Source organism: Povalibacter sp., assembly GCF_036520495.1.
Classification (GTDB): Bacteria; Pseudomonadota; Gammaproteobacteria; order Steroidobacterales; family Steroidobacteraceae; genus Steroidobacter.
Map to the genome: position 1 here is coordinate 109,709 of NZ_DATDJO010000032.1, position 22,140 is coordinate 131,848.

A 22,140-nucleotide genomic window follows, 5' to 3' on the forward strand; every position below is an offset into this window, starting at 1 on the left:
GCGGTAGCCGTCATGTCACGATCTTCAGAACCATCCGTAGTTGAAACTGATGCTGATGCGCTCGGACTCGATGGGATTCGGCGCCACTTCATGCCGCAGCCAGCTCTCGAACAACACCAGGCTACCGGCCTGTGCCGGCAGGATCACCCAGGGTTTGTTCTCTCTGCGAGCATCTGGCCGGCGCGGCGGCGCGGCCATGAACCGATCCAGCCGCGGGTCCTCGAACTTGATGCCCGGAGAGCCCTTCGGCGTCTGCACGTAGTAGGTACCACTGATCGTGGACAGCGGATGCAGATGCAGCCCGTGCACGACGTGCCGCGGCATGATGTTCACCCAGCAATCAGTCATCACCAGGGGACGATCGTCGGTATCGAGTTCGAGCTTGCGGACGAACGAACGCACATGGCGGTTCAACTGCTTCTGCAGCGACTCGAACGTCGGCGACAGCGTGTGCATGCGCGGCACCGAACTGTACGACGTATAGCCACCGGGATAATTCTGCTGCGACCAGCGCTGCCCGGCGGTGTCGTCCACGCTCAGCTGCAGGCATTCCTGCAACAGCCGATTGTTGAACTTTCGCCAGCCCGCGCCCTGCAGGCTTGCGGTATGGATCTGGGTCGGAAAAAATTTCTGTGTGGGCATTCTTCTATCTACAGTTCGCCGACCGCACGTGAGGCCAGCAGGGATTCGCGGACGAGTTCTCTGAACCAGGCATTTGCTGCGTCGTCTTGCACATTGCCGTGCCAGTACACGAATGTTTCGAGCGGCGGCGAGTCCAGCGGAAACGGCAGCACCTGGTTGCCGATGTGGCGATTGGCGAGGTCCGCCTGGTTGCGGGTCATCGTGGTCAAGAGGTCCGACTGACTCACGATCTCGCAGGCCGCAACGTGTTGCTGGCAGCGGCTGCGGATGCGGCGGGTGAAACCGGCGCGACTGAGCGTGACATCTTCGTAACCGCTGGCGCCACGTCGCCGACCGGTCACGAGGACATGATCCTGGGCGAGGTAAGTCTCGAGATCCAGCGAGCCATCGATCGCCGGATGATCCTGCCGCACCAGCACCACCAGCGGTTCGGCACTGACCCGTTCGCGCCGCACGTCGAGGGAGAGTGGCAACGCCACATCGATCCCGACATCCAGTTCGCCGCTTTGCAGATCCTCTTCGAGGTCGCGCCGGTCGATGCGGACGGAGGCAACGTCGACGTTCGGCGCGGTTTCCCGCACGCGTCGCAGGACAGCCGGCAGGAACGAATACTCCTGCGCCTCGCGTACCGCCATCGTGAAGGTCCGGTCGCTCGTCGCAGGATCGAACTGTCCCGCGTGCTGCATGACGTTCTCGAGCGCACCGAGCGAGCGGCTGATCGTCGCAGCCAGCGCCCGCGCCTTCGGCGTCGGTGTCATGGCATTGCCATGGCGCTCGAACAATGGGTCGTCCAGGAGCTCGCGCAGCCGGGCCAGCGCATGACTGACGGCGGGCTGCGAGAGGTGCAGCCGCTTGCTCGCAGACGTAATGCCACCCTCCCGATAGATGGCATCGAATACGGTGAACAGATTGAGATCGATCCGGGACAGGTGCATGGTCCATCTCCGCAGCTATTCGCTACGCGCATCGGCCGGCATGCAGACATAGCATTGGCGTGAGGCGCAGGAGGGCTGCAAGGTAGCGGTGAGAATCGTACTGCAGGGTGGCCCGCCCTGTCCCGACAAGCAGGTGCCCCATGGAATTCGATTTCAGTCCCCACGTTCGCGAACTGCAGTCCCGGCTGCTGCGTTTCCTCGATGAGCACATCGTTCCCAACGAGTCGACCTATGAGCAGCAGATCGCCGCTCATCGCCGCAACGGCAATCCCTGGGTGCCGGTGCAGATCATCGAAGACCTGAAGCCCAAGGCGCGTGCCGCCGGTCTCTGGAACCTGTTTCTGCCGCGCTCGCCTCGCGCACCGCAGGGCCTGTCGAATCTCGAATACGCGCCCTTGTGCGAAATCATGGGCCGCATCCCCTGGTCGGCCGAAGTGTTCAACTGCTCCGCGCCCGACACCGGCAACATGGAGACCATCGAGCGCTACGGCAGCGAGGCGCAGAAAGACCAATGGCTGGAGCCGTTGCTCGCCGGGCAGATCCGCTCCGCTTTTCTGATGACAGAGCCTGCAGTCGCCTCATCGGACGCCACCAATATCGAATGCAGCATCCGGCGCGAGGGCAACGGGTACGTGATCAACGGCCGCAAATGGTGGTCGAGCGGCGCCAACGATCCGCGCTGCAAGGTCTACATCCTGATGGGCAAGACCAATCCCGACGCCGGCAAGCATGAGCAGCAGTCGATGATCCTGGTGCCCTCGGACGCGCCAGGCGTCACCGTCATGCGCCACCTTCCCGTGTTCGGCTATGACGATGCTCCGCATGGTCATGCCGAAGTCGATCTCGAGAACGTGCGGGTACCCGCGGACAGTCTCCTGCTGGGCGAAGGCCGCGGCTTCGAAATCGCGCAGGGACGCCTGGGCCCGGGGCGCATCCATCACTGCATGCGCTCCATCGGTGTCGCCGAACGGGCGCTGGAACTGATGTGCAAGCGCCTCAACGCGCGCATCGCATTCGGCAAGCCGATCTCGTCGCAATCGGTGTGGCACGAGCGGATTGCCGAATCCCGCTGCCTGATCGATCAGGCGCGTCTTCTGGTGCTGAAGGCCGCCTACATGATGGACACGGTCGGCAACAAGATCGCGCGCAAGGAGATCGCGATGATCAAGGTGATCGTGCCGAACATGACGCTGAAAGTGCTCGACTGGGCAATCCAGGCCCATGGTGGCGGTGGCGTGAGCGATGAATTCCCGCTCGCGAAGCTCTGGGCCGGTCAACGCACGTTGCGCCTGGCTGACGGTCCCGATGAAGTGCATCGCAATGCCATCGCGAAACTGGAACTGGCGCAGCATCTGCAGCAGTCGCAGGAAGCTGTGGAGATGCCGATCACGCGGGGACGCTAGTCATCCCGGATTGGTCACGCACTGCTGACAGGGATGGATCGCCATTGAACTCTGGCGCGGGACGTTTTGGACCGCGCGCGCCTCTCGGCCGTGCGACCGGTGAGGACAAGGGGAGTGTCTTGGCGCGACCTTCCGTGGGTTCATCGCGGCGTCGAAGAGGTCGCCGCAGCATTTGGTTCGTGCCGGCGGAACGACCGATTCGCTGTCGCGCACCGCTTGCGCTCCGTGCCATCCTGACTTGGGAGTGCCCACCTGCGTTGCCTTTCCCATCCGCAACCGGGTCCGCCAAGCCCCTCCCCTTATCCTTCCAGTCGCAAAGAGCGCGCTGCCGCGGTGGCCCTTTCGATGCCAACCATCCGATGCGGAGGGAACGACGCAAGAACATTCGCCCGGAACCCTCCGGCAGCGCGCTTCTTGCGACTGGTGAGAATAGGGCGAGAGGCTTGGCGGACCCGGTTCGTGCCGGGAAGAACAACGCAGGTGGGCACTCTCAGGTCAGAATGGTGTGAGGCCGACGCGGTGCGCGACAGCGAATCAGCACACAACATCGGCACGGGCCCGATGTTGCGGCGACCTCTTCAACGCTGGGGTGAGACAACGGGAGGTCCCGCCAAGACTCTCGCCCTGTCCTTACCAGTCGCCGGCCGACAGGCGCACGCGGTCAAGACGTGCTGCGAAAGGGCCAGCAAGTCGTTGATTGGCGCTTCACGTCACCAGCAGTGCAATGACATTGCGTGCCGCGATGATCATCAGCACCAGCGATGCCAGCGCGAACACCAGGAATCGGACGGGGACGTAGTTCGATGTGCACTGGATCAGTGAGTGCGCGATGCGCAGTCCCACGTAGACCCAGGCCAGCGTGACGTTGAGGCCGTCGGCGACGCCGACCGTGTAGCAGTAGATGGCCAGCGCATAGAACAGCGTGGGCTGTTCGTGCAGATGATTGTAGTTGTCCGCGATCTGCTGGACCGGCACGGGCAATGGATCGAGGTCGCTCTTGCGCTTGACCTTGCGGGCATCGATGCGTGCGGCACGCATCGCGGGAAGTCTCGTGGCGTACAGCCAGAACCAGATCACGAACGTCCACACGATCAACGCCAGCACCGGCGTCATGATGTTCGGCACCATGAGCATCCCCCTTAGCTCGAGTGATTTATCGGGTCAGTCTCGCGCCTTGATATTCGTCCGGTCGGAAGCCGATGAGCAAGTGGCCGTCGCCTTCGAGGACCGGTCGCTTGATCATGGAGGGTTGGGCCAGCATGAGTTCGATGGCCTTCGCCTGGTCCAGATCGGCACGGGCCGACTCGGGCAGCTTGCGAAAGGTAGTGCCGGCGCGATTGAGAACGGTTTCCCAGCCGCGCGCCTTGCACCAGCGCATCAGCGACGCGTGGTCGATCCCGGAGGCCTTGTAGTCGTGAAACGAATAGACGACGCCATGCTGATCCAGCCACACACGGGCCTTTTTCATGGTGTCGCAGTTCTTGATGCCGTAGAGCGTCAGACTCAAACCCTGTCCTCCCGTTGAATGCGGGTCGGATAGTACCTGCGATGGCCGCCGGCTACGATCCTGCGGGGGTGACGAACCGGAACAGGTAGGTCATCGCATCGCCGATCGTGCTCTCCCACACCTCCCATTCGTGCCCGCCCTCGACGATACGCAATTCGGCCGGTTGCCCGCTCCGTCGCAGCAGCGTGTAGAACTCCACGGCCGCGCCTTCGATGTAGAAGCGGTCGTCGTCGCCGGAGTTGATGTACATCGGTACAGGCGTTTTCCGGCTCAGATAAGCGGGCCACAGCGCGGTGTAGTTGAGTTCGCGCCAGATCTGCGGATCGAACTGTTGGGCGCCGAACACGCCGACGAGACGTGCAGATGAATCTTCCGGCGGCTCATTCGCGTAGATAGCCGGCGACAGCAGACCAGCTGCCGCGAACATCTCGGGATACTTGAGAGCGAAACGTGCTGCGCCGAAACCTCCCATCGACAGGCCGGCAATCACCCTGCCCTCGCGTCGGTCGAGAGCACGGAACTGCCGCTGAATCTGCGGCAGCAGATCCTGCATGACGGCGGTTTCCATGCGTTCCTTGCGATCGACATACCAGGTCGTGCCCGCTTCCGGGATCACGATGATGGCTGGCGGCATGGCGCCGCTGGCGATCAGTCGATCGGCAGTCTGCTGTATGTGGCCGGAGGAGACCCAGTCATAAGCCTTCTGCGCGTTGCCGTGCAGCAGGTAGAGGACGGGGTAGCGTCGTTGCGACTGGTCGTAACCCGTGGGCAGATACGCCACGTAGGACCATCGGCGCTGCAGGGCCGCCGAATCGAATTCGCGTGTCGTGACCGTGCTTGCATGAGCGTCCGTGCAAACGACGCACAGGAGCGCCGCAATCATTGCAGCACCCGATACAGGCCAGCGTGACTTCATCGCTTACTGACCGGACTGCCTGCCGCAGCCTCGGCTTTCTCCTTCTCGCGTCCGGCGGCAAGAATGCCCGGCAGCGAGTAGTTTCCTTCGTGGCAGGCGTACTCGTAAATATTCGCGTCGGATTTCGCAACGGCAGCTCGCGGTGGACGCCGTCGCGGACGCCGTGGGGTCCTTGACGGTGGCCAACTCGGACCCGAACCGCACCGTTACCTGGGGCGAGCAGATCTGGGACGAGATGGTGTTCGGCGTGATCCGCTATCGCAGCGTCAGGGAAGACGGCTCACCAGACAAGCCGAAGGGCGCCGGTCGGAACCAGGAACCAGGCGCTAGTAACTAGGCCCTGGTCGGAACGGGACTCTGACTAGCACCTAGAGCCTGGTGCCTTCTCTTCAGTATCTTGCTTCGATTCCGAAGCCCATGAAATTGATCCCGCCCTTGGTTTCGGCGAACAGACCGAACACGCTCGAGCGGTGGAAGACGAAGAACCCGACGTAGACATCGTCGATGTCCTTGCTGATCAACCGGTCCATCGTCGCGAACTGGCGCATCGGCACGTCGACGGTCCACTCGACGTAGTTCATCAGCTTTTCGGACGTGATGTCGGGACCCTTCTTGGCGAAGTCGCGCTGTTCGGCGAGCGGAATCTCGCTCAGGTAGCTCACTCCTTCGCCGAGGCCGAATCGAACGTCCTTCTGGGTCCACGGCAGGCGCAAGGAGTAGTGAGCCTTGATGTATGCATTGATGCCGTAGCCATCGTCCTGGAGGCCGCGGGAATTGACCCATTGCAGACCGACGTTGCCAGTCAGTTCGATCGGCAGACCGAACATGGTCGGACTGATGCGACGGCCCCAGCTGCCGGCGATGATGTATTCAGATTCGGGGGAAGCGTCATAGTCGCCCCAGATCGCGGTCGTCAGATCCGTCTCGGATGCTTTGCCCCAGTTCAGGCGAACATTGTCGCGACCGGTCTCGTCAGCCGTCGCGGACTGCGCGGCGAACCCCAGGGCGGACAGCACGAACAGGGCAAGGAGTGATCGGGTGAACCGGGCAGCCCGGCCGTTGATAGTGGTTTCCAAGAATTGCGACTCGATGCGCACGCTCAGGCGGCGCCCGAGCATACCTAAGTCGCCCCGCCAACTCTGTACGGCGATCGCTGAAGGCGGCCTACGTCAGGCCTTGGGAAGCAGCTCGCCGGTCAGGTCAGACGCGCCAGCATTGCATCCTTCTGAGCACGCACGGCCGGGTGATAACAGTCGACTGGCTGGACGCCGAGATGCCCGATGCACGCATTGCAGTCGACGCAGCGCGGACCCGGTTCGTCATGCTGGATATGCCGGTACAGCAACGGATCGGCGATGAACGCCCGACCGGCGGAGACGAGGTCGCAACTGCCCCGCGCGAGCGCCGCTTCCATGGCGGCCCGCGTCAGAAAGCCGCCCACGCAAATGACGGGTATCGACAGCTCGCGCGCGAAGGCCTGCGCGTAGCGCAGGTTGAATCCCTCGCGACGCGGCCACAACACATCGAACAGCAACGCGAACAGCGGCCAGAACAGACGGAATCCCCAGCGCCGCACCCACGGCAGATACCGCATCGCGCCGCCTACCATGTTGCGCAGGCAGCGGGCGAACGTGCCATGAACCATGGGCATGCCCGATTCATAGTGTCCGACGGAAACCTCGATCGCATCGGCACCGTCCTTCTGCAGGACCATCGCAACACGCACCAGTTCGTCGGTATTGAGCCCGTGGCGCAACGGCAGCTTGTCCGATCCGTTCATCTTGATGATGACCGGAAAATCCGCGCCCACCCGCGATCGGATCTCACGGAACACATCGCGCAGCATGTTGATCCGATGATCGAACGAGCCGCCGTAACGATCGGTGCGCCGATTGGTATGCGGTGTCAGAAACTGACTCATCAGATAACCGTTGGCCGCATGGATCTGCACGCCATCGAAGCCTGCCTGCTTGCAGCGCGCAGCGGCCGCTCCGAAGTTGGCGATGATCGCCTGAATCTCGCGCAGCGATAGTTCGCGCGGCAGCGTCCCCGTCACCAGTTCCTTCACCGCCGAGGCAGAGACCGCTTCCGACACTCCGGCGAATTGCGGCACGACCTGACGTCCGCAGTGGTTGAGCTGCGCGAAGATTTTCGAACCGTGCGCATGCACGGCGTCGGCGAGCTGCCGGAGCCCGGGAATCTTGTCGTCGTCGTCAGCACCCACCTGTCGCGGCGCCGACTTGCCGTCGAGGCCGACATAGATATTTCCCGTGATGATCAGCGGCGTGCCGCCCTTCGCTATCGGGATGTAGAACTGCAGCAACTCCGGCGTCACGAAGCCGTCATGAGTCGCGCGGGTTTCAGCGGTTGCCGTTTTGATCAGCCGTCCCGACAGCGTGAGTTTGCCGATGGTGACGGGCGTGAAGAGCGGGCTGTCGGCGACAGGCATGACGCACGTCCGCAGGCGGAATTTGCATCATCGTCGAGCAGCCCGTTCGCGGCGGGAATGGTACGGAAGGGCGTCTGCGTCTGGTTTATGTCGGATCGCAGAAACGTGTGGGTGAAGCAGGAACGAAAGAGTCTCCACGGGAGAGCACGGGCAACTCGGGGAAATGGATCAAAGGCTGCGCACGCTGCATTTCTCCCTGACCCGTGCTTCCCCGCGTACCCCGTGGAAGTGCTTTTTGCCTGCCTACGCGCTATACGACCGCGATGTCGTCGCACCGCCGTGCCCCGTCCAATCGGTATGGAAGAACTGGCCGCGAGGCCGATCGATCCGTTCATAGGTGTGCGCGCCGAAGTAGTCGCGCTGTGCTTGCAGCAGGTTGGCGGGCAGGCGGCCTGAACGATAACCGTCGAAGTAAGCCAGCGCCGAACTCATGCAAGGAACCGGGATGCCGCTTTGTACGGCGGCGACTACGACGCGACGCCAGGCGGCCTGCCGACTGGTGACGGCTTCGTTGAAAAAGGCATCGAGCAGCAGGTTCACCAGATCGTGATCGCGGTCGAAGGCCTTCTTGATGTCGCCCAGGAAGGCCGAGCGGATGATGCAGCCGCCGCGCCAGACCAGCGCGATGCCGCCGTAGTTCAGATTCCATTGATAGGTCTTCGCGGCGTTGCGCAGCAACTGATAGCCCTGCGCATAGCTGATGATTTTTGCTGCGTACAACGCCTGACGCAGGTCGTCGATGAGACGCGCCTTCTCGCCGCTGAACGGCGTGACGTCGGCGCGAATCTTTTTCTCCGCGGAAACCCGCTCATCGTGTGCCGCCGAGAGCGCACGCGCGAATACGGCTTCGACGATCAACGTCAGCGGGATACCCTGGTCGAGTGCCTCGACCGCCGTCCATTTGCCGGTTCCCTTCTGACCCGCCGCATCCAGAATCACGTCGAGCGTGGCGACGCCCGAGTCGTCCTTGTACGCGAGGATGTCGCGCGTGATCTCGACGAGGTAACTATCCAGTTCGCGCCGATTCCAGTCGGCGAACACTTCCTGCATTTCCGCATTGCTCATGCCGAGCACGCGCTTCATGACGTCGTAGGTTTCACCGATGAGCTGCATGTCGCCGTACTCGATGCCGTTGTGAACCATCTTCACGAAGTGACCGGCGCCGTTCTCGCCCATCCAGTCGCAGCACGGATCGCCTTCGGGTGTGCGCGCGCAGATGGCTTGAAAAATCGGCTTGATGTGGGGCCAGGCCGCCGGGCTGCCCCCGGGCATCAGCGACGGTCCGTTCAATGCACCCTCCTCGCCTCCCGAGACGCCGGTGCCGACATACAACATGCCCGCCTGCTCGACCCGGGCGGTGCGGCGGATGGTGTCGGTGAACAGACTGTTGCCGCCGTCGATGAGAATGTCGCCAGGCGACAGCAATGGCAGGAGTTGCTCGATCAGTTCATCGACCGGTTTGCCGGCTTTGACCAGCATGAGGATCTTGCGCGGCGCCTTCAGTGCGGCAACGAGTTCCGCCGGACTGTGCGTCCCGGTGAAGTTCTTGCCTTGCGCGCGGCCGGCAATGAAGTCGTCGACCCGCGATGTCGTGCGATTGAACACAGCGACATGAAAGCCGCGACTCTCCATGTTGAGCGCCAGGTTCTCGCCCATTACGGCGAGTCCGATCAGGCCGACGTCTGCGACTGGAGTGGTCATGGAAACCTCAGCGATTGGATCGACTATTCACACTGCATTCTGACGCCAGACCTGTAACGGTCAACTGATGTCGCCTATCGGCCGCCGCCGCCGCCGCCGCCACCACCTCCTCCGGATGAACCGCCGCCGCCCGACCCGGACGAACTGCCGGGCGGCGTGGAGGAAGACGCAATCTGCGAACTGAGACTGCTGCCGATGGCGTTCGCGAAGCTTCCCAGGTCGTTCACGCCGCCACCGCGATACCAGCCGATGTTATTGGCGGCTGCAGCGGCGGCGGCGGCGCCGACAGCGAGCGTGAATTTTCTGGTCCACGCCTCTTCGACGTCCAGGGCCACCGCATACGGCAGCAGCATCTCGTAGCGCTTCGCGTCCAGTTGCGGCGCTTCGCCGGGACCGCTGACACGCGCCAGTTCGTCCCGTTCAGCGACGCTCAGATACAGCTTGAGTCCCTCTACTTCATCCATGAGTCTGCGGCCCTCGACCGTCGGGGCGCGCACGAGGAAGCTGAATACGACCAGCGTGATGACGCAGAGCACACCGATCCCGATGATGGCGATGATTCCCGCACCGCCCGCTACCATCAGCGCGATCAAGAATGTAACGATGGCGATCACCAGCGCCTTGACCACGCTCCAGCCGTTCAGGCGGAAATAGCGTGGCTGCATCACGCTCCGCAGTGCAGCGCCATGCAGGAGTTTCGCCCTGGATAACAGGCTCGCATTCTTGTTGGTCAGTTCCAGTACTGACGGCGCACCTTGCGAAAAAAGTGACTCGAGCAGGCTGGCATCGCTCGGGGGCTCAGGCTTCGCAGCTGTGCCCACTTGCTCCAGCCGCCACGTGTCCTTGCGGATCAGTTTTGGCTCCCGGTCGATGCGCAGGAATCCGCCCACTGCGAGGTGCAGCACCGACGCCGAGAAGCAGCGTGTGTCGTAACGCATCCGCTGCAGATACCGCAGAGCCGACGGTCCGTGACCTTCGGGCGGTTCGTACCGCGCGATCACGATGCCCTTGCGCGGATCGCGTCCCACGCGACGCCATTCGTAGACGCAGAAGATCAGCACCAGCAGCCAGCCGATGGCCGCGACGAGCACCCCGCCGTTGTCACGCAGAAACCAGCCCACGCGCTGCGCAGTCGACGGCGCGGCAATGACGCCTTTGGGGAACGTCATCACCACGGTGAAGCCCTCATTGGGTCCAAGCGGCTGCGTCAGGCGCCATTGCACCCGACCCGCATCCGGTAACTCTGCGGTGTACGCCTGACCTTGTCCGCCTTGAACGCCCGTGTATCCCTCGGCGCTCATCTGTTCGATCGGCACCGGCGCCGGCAGGCGCGCTTCGACCGTGCCGCTCAGAATCGGGAATATCCAGCCGGTGCCGATGGCATTCCAGTACAGCTCGTCGTGGTTCTCGAAGAAACCCAACTGACGGGTGGTGCGATAGCGCAAGGTAAACGTGTGCTGTGCGGGCGCGGACAGGAAACTGTCGTCGCCGGTATTGATGCGCACGCCATTGCCGATGTTCTCGGTAAACCACGGTTCACGAGTGCCGTCGCGCTCCACATCGAGCACCTGCAGATCCACGACCACCCGGTTGCCATGACGGTCACGGTAGCGCGTCGGAAAATCGCGGAAGATGCCCCGGCGGATCTGGTTGCCTTCGACATTGACCGTGATGTGTTCGGTGACATCGAGCGCACCGTCCGTGCGGATGTCGATGTCGATGTCGTAGCGGAGGATCTGTTCCTCCGCGCGAACGCAAAGCGTACTGGCGAGCAGGAATACCAGACCAAGCAGGCGCCTCACGAGGCCACCTCCACTCGCACCGCACCACGTTCCTCGTCGCGCGCCTGGTAGAACTCGGCGGGCCAGAATGAACCCATGCGTGCAACGGCCACATCGGGAATGCGTTGCACCGTGTCGTTGAAGTCGCGTACGGCGCCGTTGTAGAAGCGTCGTGCGTACTGCAGGTGTTCCTCCACGTCGACCAGATCGCGCTGCAACTGCGCGAAGTTGTCACTGGCCTTGAGGTCGGGGTAGGCCTCCTTCAAGGCGAATACGCGGCTCAGTGCCTGTTCGAGCGCCGATTCCACTTCGGCAAGCTGCGAGGGACTGCGCAGATTGACGGCCTGTGATCGCAGACTCGCCACGGCCTCCAGGACCGATCGCTCGTGCGACGCGTAGCCTTTCACCGCTTCCACGAGCTGCGGCACCAGATCGTGGCGACGCGTGAGCTGCACGTCGATATCGGCCCAGGCCGTACGTACCTGGTTGCGTAGTCGCACCAACCGGTTGTAGGCGATGACGGCCCAGATCGATACCAGGGCGGCAATGAGCGTCCAGACAAAAGACATGCGCTTCTCCTCGTCGTGACCCATTATGCTTGGCACATCGCTGCTTTTGCATTCGCTCCCCACCCTGGCAGGACTTTGCATCGATGGCTGGAAGTCAGGATTTCGCGGTCGATCCACGCAACGCCGCCGCACGGATATATCTCAACGGTGCACTGGTACCGCGCGACCAGGCAAAGGTATCCATCTTCGACGGTGGCTTCGTCGTCGGCGATGGCGTCTGGGAAGGACTGCGCCTGCACAAGGGGGCGCTGCTGTTCCTGGATCAGCACCTCGAGCGTCTCTATTGGGGCGCAGGCAAGATCGGACTCGATATTGGCTTCGACCGGCTCGCATTGATCGACGAGATCTGGCGAACCCTCGATGCCAACAACATGCGCGACGGCGTGCACATCCGCCTGATGGTGACGCGCGGCGAGAAATCCGCGCCCAACCAGGATCCGCGCAATGCCATCGGCGGACCCACCATCGTCATCGTCGCCGAGTACAAGCTGCTGAGTCCCGCGATCCTGACGCGCGGACTCAGTCTCTTTACCTCCACGATCCGCTGCACGCCCGCCTACATGTTCGATATGCGGCTCAATTCCCATAGCCGCCTGAATCTGATCGGCGCACTCCTGGAGGCCATTGCGGCCGGCGCCGATGAAGCATTGATGCTCGACCCGCACGGCCATGTATCGAGTTGCAATGCCACGAATTTCTTCTTCGTGCGCGACGGCGTCGTTTGCACGTCGACCGGCGAGTACTGTTTCAACGGGGTGACGCGAGCCAATGTGATCCAGCTGTGCCGCGATCACGACATTCCGATCCGCCTCGAGAACTTCAGTCTCGAGGAGACGTACTCGGCGCAGGAAGCCTTCGTCACCGGCACGTTCGGCGGCCTGACACCGGTGCGCGAGATCGATGGCCATCAATTGCCTGCAACGCTTCCCGGCCCCGTGACGCAGCGACTGCGTGCACTGTACGAGTCGCTCAAGGACTCGCAAGCCCATGACTGAGCCCGTTCGCATCGCCATGTGGTCGGGACCGCGCAATATCTCGACCGCGATGATGCGTTCGTTCGGGTCCCGCATAGACACGGCCGTCAGTGACGAGCCTTTGTACGCGGCCTATCTTGCGGCCACCGGCCTCGATCACCCCATGCGTCACGAAGTGCTCGCCTCGCAGTCACAGGACTGGCGCGCTGTGGTCGCGGCACTCCTCGGACCGTCGCCTGAGGACAAACCGGTCTGGTACCAGAAGCACATGACCCATCACATGCTCGATGAGTTCGGTCGCGATTGGATCGCTCGGATGCGCAACGCCTTCCTGATCCGCGATCCGCGCGCCGTGCTCGCGTCCTATGTGCGCAAGCGCGATGACGTCACGCTGGCCGATATCGGCGTGATCCAACAGCGCGAGTTGTTCGAGCGTGAAGCCGACCGGTTGGGTGCGGCCCCTCCCGTCATCGAAGGCTCCGACGTGCTGGCCAACCCGGCGCACTACCTGACCCGGCTCTGCAATGCGCTGGATATTCCCTATACCGACGACATGCTGAGCTGGGCGCCCGGCCGACGACCTACCGATGGTGTATGGGCGCCTGCCTGGTACAACGCTGTTGAAGAATCCACCGGATTCGGTCCGCCTCCAGCTGTCTCGCAGCCCGATCTACCGGACGATCTGCGCCGGATTGCTGACGCTGCACTGCCTCACTACCACGTACTCGCGGCTCACCGGCTTCGCTGATCGACCTTCTCTTTCTGCGGATCGGAATCCCAGGACCGAATATCCTTCGATTCGGCCAGCGCTCATGATCTCCCCGCCCATCCAGGGCCACGGTCGCAGGGTGAACGCCACGATGTCGATTCCCGCCTGAGCGGGAATGACTGATCTGGAATCAATCAGACCTTCGTTGAAGATCCGGGGTCAGGCGCTGACGCCCTGCGATTGCAGGTATTCATCGTAGGTGCCCTTGAAGTCGACGACCGTGCCGCCTTCACGCAGCTCGATGATGCGTGTGGCCAGGCCGCCGACGAACTCGCGATCGTGCGACACGAAGATCATCGTGCCCGGATATTTCTCCAGGCCGATCTGCAGTGACTCGATCGTTTCCATGTCCATGTGGTTGGTCGGCTCGTCCAGCAGCATGACGTTCGGCTTCGTCATCATCAGCTTGCCGTAGATCATGCGACCCTTCTCGCCGCCCGACAGCACCTGCACGGACTTGCGGGTCTCATCGCCCGAAAACAGCAGCCGGCCCAGCGTGGCGCGGACGATCTGATCGTCGTCGCTCTTGGTGCGCCATTCGCTCATCCATGAGAACAGATCGGTTTTCTTCGCGAACTCCGCCTGCGGATCCTGCGGCATGTAGCCAATCTGCGCGTTCTCGACCCAGCCGATGGTTCCCTGCGACGGCTGCAGTTCGCCCGCCAGCAAACGCATCAGTGTCGTCTTGCCGATACCGTTCGCACCGACGATGGCGATGCGCTCGCCGGCTTCGACCGTCAGGTTGAAGCCGGTGACGATCGGCCTGTCGGAATCCGGATAGGTGAATCCGACGTGCTCGACATTCACGGCGTTGCGATACAGCTTCTTTCCCTGATCGAAACGGATGTACGGATTCTGTCGCGATGACGGCTTGATCTCTTCGATCTTGATCTTCTCGATCTGACGCGCGCGTGAGGTGGCCTGACGCGCCTTCGATGCGTTGGCCGAGAAGCGTCGCACGAATTCCTGCAGATCGGAGATGCGGTCCTTGGCCTTGGCATTCGACGCTTCGACGCGGGCACGCGCCTGCGTCGATGCCAGCATGAAGTCGTCGTAGTTGCCCGGCCAGATCTTGATCTGGCCGAAATCGAGATCGGCCATGTGCGTGCACACCTGGTTCAGGAAGTGCCGATCGTGGCTGATGATGATCATGGTCGTGTCGTACTCGTTGAGCACGCCTTCGAGCCAGCGGATCGAATTGATGTCGAGGTTGTTGGTCGGTTCGTCGAGCAACAGCACGTCGGGCTTCGAGAACAGCGCCTGCGCCAGCAACACACGCAGCTTCCAGCCCGGGGCGACCTCGCGCATCGGTCCGGTGTGGTACTGCTCGTCGATACCGGCGGAGACCAGGATCGAGGCAGCGCGCGCTTCGGCATCGTAGCCGCCGTACTCGGCAAACTTCGCTTCCAGCTCCGCGGCCTTCATGTAGTCATCGTCGGTCGCATGGGCGTCGGCGTAGATGAGGTCGCGTTCCTTCATCGCGTGCCACATCTCCTGGTGGCCCTGCAGCACGACGTCGATGACGCGTTCGTCCTCGTAGGCGAACTGGTTCTGGTTGAGCTTGCCCATGCGCAGTCCCGACTGCAGCATGACCTCGCCGCTCGACTGCTCGACTTCGCCGCTCAGGATTTTCATGAACGTCGATTTGCCGCTGCCGTTGGCGCCGATCAGCCCATAGCGATTGCCGTCGCCGAACTTGACCGTGACGCCTTCGAACAGGGGCTTGGCGCCAAACTGGATCGATACATTGGAAGTAGAGAGCATTTTCCTAGGCCAAACAGCGATACCGCGACGCCACCGTCGCGGAGGGAATTTCAAGGACTAACCGGGAGGCGCGGGTGCGGCGCCGGGGCGTATGCTACCCGACTTCGGCTCGTTACAGGTCGTGTGGGCTATCTGGGGGCGGTTCCGGGCTGATCCAAGGCTCATTCCCGGCTGGACGCGCCCCACAGATTGAGGCTGCCGTCGAGCGCGTACCGGTCGATGTCCACCAGCTCTCCGGCATCGAAGTACGTATTTTCAAGCGCTCCGAGGCATTCGGCGATCTGCGACCAGCGGCTGGCGCCAAGCAGGGCGCTGGTGATGGTCGGACGCCGCAACACCCACGCAACTGCCATCTGCGCCAGGCTCTGGCCGCGGCGCCGCGCGATCGCGCTCAAAGCCTGCACACTGGAAAGATTCCGCTCATTCAGCAGCTGCGCGCTGAATGTGTCGTTCAGCGCGGCGCGCGAGGCAGTCGGCACGCCCGTCAGATAACGCTCACTGAGCAGGCCCTGCGCCAGTGGCGAGAATGCGATGCAGCCAAGCCCCTCCTGATCGAGTACATCGAGCAGCCCCTTCTCCACCCAGCGATTCAGTAATGAGTAGGAGGGCTGGTGGATGACGAACGGCGTCTTCATGTCGCGCAGCAATGCTGCAGCCTCGCGCGTCTTCCGGGGCCCGTAGGACGAAATGCCCACGTAAAGCGCCTTGCCACTGCGCACCGCACTATCCAGCGCGCCCATGGTTTCCTCCAGTGGCGTATCGGGGTCGACACGGTGCGAGTAGAAAATGTCGACGTATTCCAGCCCCAGGCGGCGCAGGCTCTGGTCGAGGCTCGCCAGCAGGTATTTGCGCGAACCCCATTCGCCATAGGGTCCGTCCCACATCCGGTAACCGGCCTTGGTCGAGATGATCAGTTCGTCGCGATGGCCGGCGAGATCGGTCTTCAGGATGCGTCCGAAATTTTCTTCGGCCGATCCCGGCGGCGGGCCGTAATTGTTGGCCAGGTCGAAATGGGTGATGCCGTTGTCGAAGGCCCGCAGGACCATTTCCCTGGCATGGTCGAGCACGACCGGGCCGCCGAAGTTCTGCCACAGGCCCAGTGAGATCCTCGGCAGTTGCAGCCCGCTGCGGCCGCAGCGGGCGTAAGGAGTCTTCCGGTAACGTTGCGGATCGGCCTGGTACATCCGGCGACCTCGGCAGGGGACTGAAGTCACGGAACTCTGGCTGCTGTGCGCGAACCGGTCAAGCGCTGTCAATCCGTCGCGCTGGCCAACCCGATGCGTTTCATGCCGCTTCGCTGTGCGAGCGCCAGCACGCGGGCGACCGTGTCATACGCGGCGCTGCCATCGGGTCGTACTTCCAGATCCGCCTGATTCACCTTCCCCGCCTCCTGGCGCAGAAAGCTCTCGAGCTGCGCGAAGTCGCGCACCAATGCGCCATTCCAGAGCATGACGCCATCGAAGTCGATATCCACATAGACCACCTGCGGAATCTGTGCGCCGCCCTGTCGGGCGACCTGCAGCGAGGTCGAGTGCGTCATGAGCGGCAGCGTGATGATGAACATGATGAGCAGCACCAGCAGGACATCGATCAATGGGGTCGTATTCATCTCGGTGATCGGCTCGCCGTCACCGATCGCACTTGTACCCATCGCCATGGCAGTTCCTCCGTATTGTCGTTGATGGAAGCGGACGGAAGCGTCGACATGTCATCAGCTGTGACCGCGCGGCGAGTACGATCGTTCAGCGCTTAGGTACATCACACGGCTGTGGATCCGACGAGCTGCTGGCCCGTCCGAACGCATGTATGCAGCAGCGAGATGGTGTAGGCTCCGTTTTTCCGTCGGGGGCCAGACTGGCCTGCAATACGAACAATGAAGGCATTGCTGGCCACGCCGCTACACACGGGGACCGCAGAGAGGGAGTTCATTTCCGGCTTGCTGGAGGCCCACGGCCTCTATGCCGGTTGGACGTGCCTGGAAGGCCAGGCCAACATTTCCCGCGCACGTGACCTGCTGACCGCCCAGTTCCTGGCATCGGATTGCACCACGATGATCTTCATCGACGGGGATGTCGGTTTCACCCGGGATGACATGAGCCGCCTGCTGGCCTCGCCATTTTCCATAACAGGTGGCCTCTATCCGCGCAAAAGTGCTTCACTGAAATGGGTCTGTGTCCCGCAGCCTGAAGACCTTCAGCCCATCCCCGGCTATGCCGACTATCGACGCGTGCGGCGCGTGGGCACCGGCTTTCTGCGCATCGATCGCACCGCGCTCGAGAAAATGCAGGCTCATGGGGAAATCGGCGACTACGCGCTGAACGAAAATCGAATCGGGCATTTTTTTCCAACTGGACTTCTGGACGGCGAATTTCTGTCCGAGGACTACTATTTTTGCGAGCTTGCCGCGCGAGCCGGCCTGGCCGTGTATGTCGACACGCGCATCAGGCTGAAGCACGTGGGGCGCTCGGTCTATCAACGAAACAACGCGCCGTCGTAAGCCATACGCACGTCGCAACCGCAAGAATTCAACTAACAAAACGGGAGAGCAGTCACAGTGGAGAAGCACACGAAAGGTGCGGAGATCAGTCGTGCTGTCCGTCGCGCACTCATGGCGTCGGCCGCACTGGCTCCGATGTACTTCATTTCTACGAACGTGCAGGCGCAGACCGCGGAAGCCGGCCCGGACCAGACCGTGGTCGACTCCGATGGCTTGCCAGGCGAGCCGGTGACGCTGGACGGCACGGCTTCGCAGTCCTCCGTTCCCGGCCAGACCCAGATTTCCTCGTATGTCTGGACCAATGCGCAGGGTGTGCAGATCGCGTCGGGCGCGAATCCGTCGGTGCGATTGCCCGACGGCGTCAATCAGATCCGCCTGATCATCACCGAAGACGACGGCAGTTCGTCGTCGTCTTCGAGCACGCTGACCGCGACCGATCTCGTCACGATCACGATCCAGCCCACTCAAGGGCCCACTGCAAACGCGGGTCCCGACCGCACGATCGGGGACTCCGACAATCAGCCGGGCGAGGTCGTCACGCTCGACGGTACGGCATCGAGCGATCCCGACGGCACGATCACGCACCAGTGGTTCCGCGACGGCAACACACCGCTCGGCACCGGGCCGACGCTGAGCGTAGCGCTGCCTGACGGCGCCAATCAGATCACGCTCATCGTGACCGACAACGTCGGCAACACCGCGACCGACACCGCGGTCATCACCGTCGGCGCAGCACCGCCACCGGACGAGCCGGCCCTCGTCGATCTCGATCTCAAGCCCAATCAGCGCGAAGTGGCGAAGAGCCTCGACAGTCTGTGCCCGCGTCTCGAGGAACTCAGCCTCAATCAGGGTGAAGGCGGCACGCAACTCACGGCCGATCAGCAGGATCTGCTCAATCGCTGCTTCGGCATCATCAATGACGAAAGCACTGCCGAGCAGCAGACGGCGCTGGAAGAACTGGGCGCGCAGGACATCAACGCAATGCGCACACAGGCCCTGGTCTTCTCGCGGACCCAGCATCAAGGCGTGATGGATCGCTTGCTGGCGTTGCGTGCCGGCGAACGCGGCACGTCCGTCGCCGGATTGAACATCCGCATCGGCGACAGATTCATCTCTGCCGAGCAGGTCGCGGACAGTCTGCGGCGCGCCTTCGGCGGCGGCGCCAGCGCGGATGAACCCGGCGGCCTGCTCGACAACCGGCTGGGCTTCTGGCTGCGCGGCAACTATGGCGTCGGCGAGAAAGACGCCACGACCGCCGACGACGGCTTCGAATCCGATCAGTGGGGATTCACCGGCGGCGTCGACTATCGCTTCGGCATGTCGACCGTTGCAGGCCTCTCGATCGGCTACGGCAAATCCGACCTGGACTTCAAACCGATCGGCCAGGGCAACCTCGCGACCAAATCGCTGTCGGGCTCGATCTACGGCTCGGCCTATCTCGGCAACTTCTACTTCGACGGTGTCTTCAACTACGCCGACGCCGACTACGACTCGCAACGCCACATCATCTACACGGAAAGCGGCAGCGAGATCGATCGTACCGCCCGCGGCGCCACCAGCGGCGAATCGTTCAGCGGCGGCATTTCCGTCGGCTACGACTTCGTCGCAGGCGGCTTCACGATTTCGCCGACGCTCGGTTATTTCGCAGTCGACACGGCGATCGATCCCTTCACCGAGGCGGGTGCCGGCGGATTGAACCTCGCCTACAACGAACAGAACTACGAATCCGCCACCGGCAACGCCGGCCTGCGTATCTCGTACGCATGGAAAACAGGCTGGGGCGTGGTGGTTCCTCACTTCCGCGGTACCTACGTGCGCGAATTCGAAGACGCGACCGAGGTCTTCAGCGTGCGCTTCGCAAGCGATCCGTTCGCGTCCTCCGCCGACCCGTCGCCGCCGATCATCGTCGTCACCGAAGAACCCGACGATTCGTACTTCCGCCTGGCAGCCGGCTTCTCGGCGCAGTTCCCGTACGACATCTCGGGCTATTTCGAATATCAGAGACTGGAAGCCTTCGACTCGGTCGACTACCAGGACTTCACCTTCGGCCTGCGCATTCAACACACGTTCCGTTGAAGCTGGCCCAGCGAGACACGACATGAACTACACAACAATCAAAACACTCGGCGTGCTGATTCTGTGCGCGGTCGTTGCCGGCTGCGGCAGCGATGGCGAGACCACCGACAGCACGGGCGTCGACACGAGCACGGGAACCGGCGGCGGCAACGGCGGTGGCACCCCGACAGGCAATGCCGGACGGCTGCAGTTCAGCGCGCCTTCCATCACCGTGGCGGAAAACGCCGGCAATGCGACCGTCTCCGTGACTCGCACTGAAGGCACTGCCGGTGCAGTCAGCGTCACGGTCACCACGAGCAACGGTTCGGCCACACAGCCGCAGGACTACACCGCGGTAAGTACCACCGTCACGTTCGCCGCCGGAGATGCCGCGGCCAAGACGGTGAACATTCCGATCGTCAACGACACTGCCGCGGAGCTTGGTGAAACCTTCACCATCACGCTGTCAGCGCCGACAGGCAGCGCGACATTGGGATCGCCCTACCAGGCGTTGATCACGATCACAGACGATGACATCGCGGCCCCGGCCGCACCCAAAACCGCCCTGAGCTCGGCATACAAGCAGCTGAAGATCGACTGGACCGCAGCGACCGGCGCAACCAGCTATCGCGTGATGAAGGACGCCACGGGTAGCGGCACCTTCGCCCAGGTAGGCACGGATCTCCCCGCATCCGCCCGCTCGACCGAAGTCAACGTGATCGTGCACCAGGAAGACTGGCTCAACGTGCGCTACGCCATCGCCGCCTGTAACTCTGCCGGCTGCACGCAGTCGCCGTCCGTGACAGCAGCCGGATTGAGCGTACCGCTGATCGGATATCTGAAGGCGCCAGAGACCATCAGCTACAGCTCCTTCGGCTCCGCGCTCGCACTGAGCGCTGACGGAAGTACGCTGGCCGTCAGCGTCGATGAAACTACGGATCCAGCAACGCCCTCTTCCGGCTTTGTCCACGTCTATACGCGGTCTGGCAACGACTGGGCCGGGCCGGTGACGTTGCAAGCCAGCAATGCGGACGACTACGATTACTTCGGTTCTGCGTTGGCGCTCAGCAGCGACGGCAACACGCTGGTCGTCGGCGCTCCTTACGAAGCCAGCGGCAACGGCACACCCACGGACAACTCGGTCGCTGGCGCCGGCGCTGCCTACATATTCACACGCGCTGCAGGTGGCACCTGGACGCAGGCCGCGTATCTGAAATCTGCGGAAACGCCATCGACGTACGAGAATTTCGGCGCTTCGGTCGCCATCAGTCCCGATGGCAGTGTCGTTGCCGCAGGGGTGCCGTACCGGTCCATCACTGCCGGTCCGGTCAACTATGCCGGTGTCATCTACACGTTCGCTCTGTCGGGCGGCACCTGGACCCGGACCGGTCCGATCACAGCGCCAACACCCGCAGCCTTCTCCTACTTCGGATCCTCCATCGCCCTGAGCGACCAGGGCACGACGTTGGTGGTCGGAGCCCCTCAGCAAGAGGTTAGCGCGCTGCAAGGCGCAGGATCGGCGTTCGTTTACACCCGGGCTGGCGGCAACTGGACGTACGCTCGTACGCTCGTTCCAAGCGTTCCCGTCCAGTACAGCCGTTTTGGCAGCTCGATGTCGATCGCCCATGACGGTTCGCGTGTAGCGATTGGCGCGCAGGACGAAGACCTGCTACCCGCCAGCGCGGGCGACCCGACGTACTATTCCGCCGGTGCGGCGTATCTGTTCGACCTGTCTGCGTCCGGCGCGACGCAGACTGCACGGCTGATCGCAACCAACCCCGGTCTCTACGGGGGCTTCAGCCAGTCACTGGCATTGAGCGGCGACGGCGAAACACTCGTGGTGGGTGCCACGGGCGAAGACGGCAGCGGGGCGGGCGTCGACCCGACGGTCGATGATTCCCTACCCAGTGCGGGTGCGGCCTACGTATTCACGCGTTCGGGGACCACGTGGTCGCAACGGACGTACCTCAAAGCCTCCGGGCCCAGGATGAACGACCTGTTCGGCGCTTCGGTCGCCGTCAGTGGCGATGGCAGCGCGGTGGCTGTCGGCAGCCCCTACGAGGATAGCGGCGCCACCGGCTTCAACGGCACTCAGGTCGATGATTGCGGCGCAGGCGACACCAACTGCGTCACTGACTCGGGTGCCGTGTACCTGTACTGAGACGATGGCAGTGGAAG

At 62.8% G+C, this 22,140-nt stretch carries 20 protein-coding genes; 7 read left to right on the plus strand and 13 right to left on the minus strand.

The annotated features are described in order from the left end of the window. Nucleotides 1-24: 24 nt before the first annotated feature. Nucleotides 25-642: a TIGR02466 family protein gene (locus tag VIZ63_RS11870; RefSeq protein WP_331609832.1), complete on the minus strand. Its 618-nt coding sequence runs from the start codon at nt 640-642 to the stop codon at nt 25-27. An 8-nt stretch (nt 643-650) separates the two neighbouring features. Then, nucleotides 651-1,577 carry a LysR family transcriptional regulator gene (locus VIZ63_RS11875; RefSeq protein WP_331609833.1) on the minus strand — a complete coding sequence of 309 codons (927 nt, stop codon included), beginning with the start codon at nt 1,575-1,577 and terminating at the stop codon, nt 651-653. A gap of 140 nt (nt 1,578-1,717) precedes the next feature. On the opposite strand from VIZ63_RS11875, the gene VIZ63_RS11880 reads away from it, so the two are divergent. Then, entirely contained in the window at nt 1,718-2,980 is a 1,263-nt protein-coding gene (locus VIZ63_RS11880) for an acyl-CoA dehydrogenase family protein (protein ID WP_331609834.1), read from the plus strand. A gap of 705 nt (nt 2,981-3,685) precedes the next feature. Here the strand turns inward: VIZ63_RS11880 and VIZ63_RS11885 are convergent. The 3 genes from VIZ63_RS11885 to VIZ63_RS11895 are packed head-to-tail and all read right to left on the minus strand — an operon-like array spanning nt 3,686 to nt 5,403. Then, nucleotides 3,686-4,108 (minus strand): MAPEG family protein, encoded by a 423-nt coding sequence (locus tag VIZ63_RS11885; RefSeq protein ID WP_331609835.1) that lies wholly within the window; start codon nt 4,106-4,108, stop codon nt 3,686-3,688. Nucleotides 4,109-4,133: 25 nt separating this feature from the next. Beyond that, nucleotides 4,134-4,487 (minus strand): ArsC family reductase, encoded by a 354-nt coding sequence (locus tag VIZ63_RS11890; protein ID WP_331609836.1) that lies wholly within the window; start codon nt 4,485-4,487, stop codon nt 4,134-4,136. Between the two features lie 52 nt (nt 4,488-4,539). Further along, complete coding sequence (locus VIZ63_RS11895; RefSeq protein WP_331609837.1) at nt 4,540-5,403, minus strand: alpha/beta hydrolase family protein; 864 nt, start codon at nt 5,401-5,403, stop codon at nt 4,540-4,542. A 178-nt stretch (nt 5,404-5,581) separates the two neighbouring features. On the opposite strand from VIZ63_RS11895, the gene VIZ63_RS11900 reads away from it, so the two are divergent. After that, complete coding sequence (locus VIZ63_RS11900) at nt 5,582-5,740, plus strand: hypothetical protein (protein ID WP_331609838.1); 159 nt, start codon at nt 5,582-5,584, stop codon at nt 5,738-5,740. Between the two features lie 52 nt (nt 5,741-5,792). On the opposite strand, the gene VIZ63_RS11905 is transcribed toward VIZ63_RS11900, so the two are convergent. The 5 genes from VIZ63_RS11905 to VIZ63_RS11925 all read right to left on the minus strand — a co-directional run bounded on the left by VIZ63_RS11905 (nt 5,793) and on the right by VIZ63_RS11925 (nt 11,903). Continuing rightward, the gene (locus tag VIZ63_RS11905) at nt 5,793-6,479 is read right to left on the minus strand and encodes a hypothetical protein (RefSeq protein WP_331609839.1); all 687 of its coding nucleotides are present in this window, start codon (nt 6,477-6,479) and stop codon (nt 5,793-5,795) included. 119 nt (nt 6,480-6,598) lie between these two features. Further along, on the minus strand, nt 6,599-7,852 hold the full coding sequence (locus VIZ63_RS11910) for an NADH:flavin oxidoreductase (RefSeq protein ID WP_331609840.1): 1,254 nt from the start codon (nt 7,850-7,852) through the stop codon (nt 6,599-6,601). A 243-nt stretch (nt 7,853-8,095) separates the two neighbouring features. Then, nucleotides 8,096-9,553, minus strand: a complete 1,458-nt coding sequence (gene gnd / locus VIZ63_RS11915; protein ID WP_331609841.1) for a decarboxylating NADP(+)-dependent phosphogluconate dehydrogenase — start codon at nt 9,551-9,553, stop codon at nt 8,096-8,098. A 74-nt stretch (nt 9,554-9,627) separates the two neighbouring features. Further along, the gene (locus VIZ63_RS11920; RefSeq protein ID WP_331609842.1) at nt 9,628-11,355 is read right to left on the minus strand and encodes a DUF2207 domain-containing protein; all 1,728 of its coding nucleotides are present in this window, start codon (nt 11,353-11,355) and stop codon (nt 9,628-9,630) included. Further along, a complete protein-coding gene (locus VIZ63_RS11925; protein ID WP_331609843.1) occupies nt 11,352-11,903 on the minus strand; it encodes a LemA family protein in 552 nt (183 codons plus the stop codon). Before VIZ63_RS11925 ends, VIZ63_RS11920 begins: the two co-directional genes overlap by 4 nt. Nucleotides 11,904-11,986: 83 nt before the next feature. Between VIZ63_RS11925 and VIZ63_RS11930 the strand changes: the two genes are divergently transcribed. Both VIZ63_RS11930 and VIZ63_RS11935 read left to right on the plus strand, forming a co-directional pair. Next, on the plus strand, nt 11,987-12,898 hold the full coding sequence (locus VIZ63_RS11930) for an aminotransferase class IV (RefSeq protein ID WP_331609844.1): 912 nt from the start codon (nt 11,987-11,989) through the stop codon (nt 12,896-12,898). Then, nucleotides 12,891-13,625, plus strand: coding sequence for a hypothetical protein (locus VIZ63_RS11935; protein ID WP_331609845.1), 735 nt, complete (start codon nt 12,891-12,893; stop codon nt 13,623-13,625). Before VIZ63_RS11930 ends, VIZ63_RS11935 begins: the two co-directional genes overlap by 8 nt. Nucleotides 13,626-13,805: 180 nt before the next feature. Here VIZ63_RS11935 and VIZ63_RS11940 read toward each other — a convergent pair whose 3' ends face one another. The 3 genes from VIZ63_RS11940 to VIZ63_RS11950 form a co-directional block, all read right to left on the minus strand. Next, nucleotides 13,806-15,410, minus strand: a complete 1,605-nt coding sequence (locus VIZ63_RS11940) for an ABC-F family ATPase (protein ID WP_331609846.1) — start codon at nt 15,408-15,410, stop codon at nt 13,806-13,808. 161 nt (nt 15,411-15,571) lie between these two features. Then, nucleotides 15,572-16,594 carry an L-glyceraldehyde 3-phosphate reductase gene (gene mgrA / locus VIZ63_RS11945; protein ID WP_331609848.1) on the minus strand — a complete coding sequence of 341 codons (1,023 nt, stop codon included), beginning with the start codon at nt 16,592-16,594 and terminating at the stop codon, nt 15,572-15,574. Between the two features lie 68 nt (nt 16,595-16,662). After that, nucleotides 16,663-17,067, minus strand: coding sequence for an ExbD/TolR family protein (locus VIZ63_RS11950; protein WP_331609849.1), 405 nt, complete (start codon nt 17,065-17,067; stop codon nt 16,663-16,665). Nucleotides 17,068-17,283: 216 nt separating this feature from the next. Here VIZ63_RS11950 and VIZ63_RS11955 point away from each other — a divergent pair, with 216 nt between their 5' ends. The 3 genes from VIZ63_RS11955 to VIZ63_RS11965 are packed head-to-tail and all read left to right on the plus strand — an operon-like array spanning nt 17,284 to nt 22,123. After that, nucleotides 17,284-17,907: a hypothetical protein gene (locus VIZ63_RS11955; RefSeq protein ID WP_331609850.1), complete on the plus strand. Its 624-nt coding sequence runs from the start codon at nt 17,284-17,286 to the stop codon at nt 17,905-17,907. A 57-nt stretch (nt 17,908-17,964) separates the two neighbouring features. Continuing rightward, on the plus strand, nt 17,965-19,983 hold the full coding sequence (locus VIZ63_RS11960) for an autotransporter domain-containing protein (protein WP_331609851.1): 2,019 nt from the start codon (nt 17,965-17,967) through the stop codon (nt 19,981-19,983). Nucleotides 19,984-20,005: 22 nt separating this feature from the next. After that, a complete protein-coding gene (locus VIZ63_RS11965) occupies nt 20,006-22,123 on the plus strand; it encodes a Calx-beta domain-containing protein (RefSeq protein WP_331609852.1) in 2,118 nt (705 codons plus the stop codon). Nucleotides 22,124-22,140: the final 17 nt, after the last annotated feature.

Excerpts from the sequence above, each read along its gene's own strand:
- VIZ63_RS11870 (WP_331609832.1), bottom strand. The coding sequence starts at position 642 with ATGCCCACACAGAAATTTTTTCCGACCCAGATCCATACCGCAAGCCTG.
- VIZ63_RS11875 (WP_331609833.1), bottom strand. The coding sequence starts at position 1,577 with ATGCACCTGTCCCGGATCGATCTCAATCTGTTCACCGTATTCGATGCC.
- VIZ63_RS11880 (WP_331609834.1), top strand. The coding sequence starts at position 1,718 with ATGGAATTCGATTTCAGTCCCCACGTTCGCGAACTGCAGTCCCGGCTG.
- VIZ63_RS11885 (WP_331609835.1), bottom strand. The coding sequence starts at position 4,108 with ATGGTGCCGAACATCATGACGCCGGTGCTGGCGTTGATCGTGTGGACG.
- VIZ63_RS11895 (WP_331609837.1), bottom strand. The coding sequence starts at position 5,403 with ATGAAGTCACGCTGGCCTGTATCGGGTGCTGCAATGATTGCGGCGCTC.
- VIZ63_RS11910 (WP_331609840.1), bottom strand. The coding sequence starts at position 7,852 with ATGCCTGTCGCCGACAGCCCGCTCTTCACGCCCGTCACCATCGGCAAA.
- gnd (WP_331609841.1), bottom strand. The coding sequence starts at position 9,553 with ATGACCACTCCAGTCGCAGACGTCGGCCTGATCGGACTCGCCGTAATG.
- VIZ63_RS11925 (WP_331609843.1), bottom strand. The coding sequence starts at position 11,903 with ATGTCTTTTGTCTGGACGCTCATTGCCGCCCTGGTATCGATCTGGGCC.
- VIZ63_RS11930 (WP_331609844.1), top strand. The coding sequence starts at position 11,987 with ATGGCTGGAAGTCAGGATTTCGCGGTCGATCCACGCAACGCCGCCGCA.
- VIZ63_RS11935 (WP_331609845.1), top strand. The coding sequence starts at position 12,891 with ATGACTGAGCCCGTTCGCATCGCCATGTGGTCGGGACCGCGCAATATC.
- VIZ63_RS11940 (WP_331609846.1), bottom strand. The coding sequence starts at position 15,410 with ATGCTCTCTACTTCCAATGTATCGATCCAGTTTGGCGCCAAGCCCCTG.
- mgrA (WP_331609848.1), bottom strand. The coding sequence starts at position 16,594 with ATGTACCAGGCCGATCCGCAACGTTACCGGAAGACTCCTTACGCCCGC.
- VIZ63_RS11950 (WP_331609849.1), bottom strand. The coding sequence starts at position 17,067 with ATGGCGATGGGTACAAGTGCGATCGGTGACGGCGAGCCGATCACCGAG.
- VIZ63_RS11955 (WP_331609850.1), top strand. The coding sequence starts at position 17,284 with ATGAAGGCATTGCTGGCCACGCCGCTACACACGGGGACCGCAGAGAGG.
- VIZ63_RS11965 (WP_331609852.1), top strand. The coding sequence starts at position 20,006 with ATGAACTACACAACAATCAAAACACTCGGCGTGCTGATTCTGTGCGCG.